General features: G+C 57.6%; 1 tRNA gene and 2 rRNA genes (1 of these 3 cut by a window edge). All 3 read right to left on the reverse strand.

Features of this window, described 5'->3' with window-relative positions:
* Positions 1 to 341: 341 nt before the first annotated feature.
* A tRNA-Met gene (locus IM475_RS19185) sits at positions 342 to 418 on the reverse strand.
* A gap of 34 nt (positions 419 to 452) precedes the next feature.
* Positions 453 to 567 (reverse strand): 5S ribosomal RNA (rrf, locus tag IM475_RS19190).
* A 116-nt stretch (positions 568 to 683) separates the two neighbouring features.
* Positions 684 to 2500 (reverse strand): 23S ribosomal RNA (locus IM475_RS19195); it runs 918 nt beyond the window's last position.

The raw sequence follows: 2500 nt of genomic DNA on the forward strand, positions 1-2500 counted from the left end.
TGCTGCCCTGGGCCTGGCGCGATGCCAAGCGCGCTGAACTTGCGGCATGAGCAGCCGCAGGCAAGAACCTAAGCGGTTAAGCCAAAAAAATAGTGGGGCGCAGACAACGGTTACGACGCGGCTTCGATCCCTGGTGGATGAGGTCCGCCTGGTGCCGGAGGGTGATGATCTTCGTGTGGAGGTTCGCGGTGCGCTTGCTGGTATTTTGCACCTGGCGTCGGGCGGTGCTGGCCTGGAGGGTGCCGGTGCTGGTATGGCTAGCGCCGGTGCTGGTTCCCAAGGCGTTGTAATGCCGGGACAATCTTCGGATGTTCTTGGTATGTTTGGGTTGCAAATTAAGATGGATGCGGGGACAGGATTTGAACCTGTGACCTTCAGGTTATGAGCCTGACGAGCTACCGGGCTGCTCCACCCCGCGTTGGGTGATGTGTTTTGTATGATCCCGTATGGTGGCTCGGCGGCGACCGACTCTCCCGCGTCTTGAGACGCAGTACCATGGGCGCTGGTGTGTTTCACGGCCGTGTTCGGGATGGGAACGGGTGTTGCAACACCGCGATAGCCACCGAGCCACCATACAGGATCATGTTATGGTGATGTGTTGAATTGGTGTGGTGTGCTGTTGCGTAATTTGGCGCTGTGCGCGGTGAACTTCTTTATGGGAAGTTCGTTGCGGTGGAATTTGGATATGTAGTTCTATCGGGTGATTAGTACCGCTTAGCTGAGTGGGTTACCCCACTTATACGTGCGGCCTATCGACGTGCTGGTCTTACACGGCCCTTAGGGAGACCTGGTTTTGAGGCTGGTTTCCCGCTTAGATGCCTTCAGCGGTTATCCATTCCGCACTTGGCTACCCGGCGATGCCGCTGGCGCGACAACCGGTGCACCAGAGGTGCGTCCGTCCCGGTCCTCTCGTACTAGGGACGGCTCCTCTCAAGTCTCCAACACCCATGGCAGATAGGGACCGAACTGTCTCACGACGTTCTAAACCCAGCTCACGTACCGCTTTAATCGGCGAACAGCCGAACCCTTGGGACCTGCTCCAGCCCCGGGATGCGATGAGCCGACATCGAGGTGCCAAACCTCCCCGTCGATGTGGACTCTTGGGGGAGATCAGCCTGTTATCCCTAGAGTACCTTTTATCCGTTGAGCGATGGCCCTTCCACGCGGGACCACCGGATCACTAAGGCCGACTTTCGTCCCTGCTCGCGCTGTCGCGCTCGCAGTCAGGCGGGCTTGTGCCTTTGCACTCAACAGCCGATGTCCGACCGGCTTGAGCCCACCATCGCGCGCCTCCGTTACCTTTTGGGAGGCGACCGCCCCAGTCAAACTGCCCACCAGGCAGGGTCCCGACCCGGGATAACCGGGTTCGGTTAGACGCCAAAAGAGCGCAGGGTGGTATTTCAAGGTTGCCTCCACCGAAGCTGGCGCCCCGGTTTCAATGGCTCCCACCTATCCTACACAGCCCTCTTCTGGCGCCACTGCCAAGCTGCAGTAAAGGTTCATAGGGTCTTTCCGTCTGACCACGGGTACCCCGCATCTTCACGGGGAATTCAATTTCGCTGAGCCCATACCGGAGACAGTGGGGAGGTCGTTACGCCATTCGTGCAGGTCGGAACTTACCCGACAAGGAATTTCGCTACCTTAGGACCGTTATAGTTACGGCCGCCGTTTACCGGGGCTTCAGTTCGATGCTTGCACATCTCCCCTTGACCTTCCGGCACCGGGCAGGCGTCAGACCCTATACGTCGTCTCTCGACTTCGCAGAGCCCTGTGTTTTTACTAAACAGTCGCCACCCCCTGGTCTGTGCCACCCACCCTTGGTTGCCCAAAGATGGGTCCCGCTTATCGCTAACTTACGCGGGTAATTTGCCTAGTTCCTTCGATATGGTTCTCTCAAGCGCCTTGGAATACTCATCCAGTCCACCTGTGTCGGTTTCGGGTACGGTCCATATGCCAGAGCTATTTCCCGGACCAATCCAACCGCCACCCCAATCCAATAAGGGGTGACAATGTTTCATGGCCGTCACTTCTGGCGGGCCCAGGAATATTCACCTGGTTCCCATCGGCTACGGCTCTCGCCCTCGCCTTAGGGGCCGGCTCACCCTACGCGGATTAACCTTGCGTAGGAACCCTTGGACTTTCGGCGACAGGGTTTCTCACCCTGTTTGTCGCTACTCATGTCCGCATTCGCACTTCTCATACCTCCACCGCCCCTCACAGGTACGGCTTCAACGGCCTAGAGAACGCTCCGCTACCGCGTTCTTTCAAACACCCATAGCTTCGGCACGTGGCTTGAGCCCCGGTACATTTTCGCCGCAAGATAGCTATTAGACCAGTGAGCTATTACGCTTTCTTTAAAGGATGGCTGCTTCTAAGCCAACCTCCTGGTTGTTTTGGCCGTCTCACATGCTTTCCCACTTAGCCACGATTTGGGGGCCTTAGCTGATGGTCTGGGTTGTTTCCCTCTCGACAATGGACCTTAGCACCCACTGTCTGTCTG

Origin of the sequence: Microcystis sp. M061S2, from assembly GCF_020245605.1 — a bacterium.
GTDB lineage: Bacteria > Cyanobacteriota > Cyanobacteriia > Cyanobacteriales > Microcystaceae > Microcystis.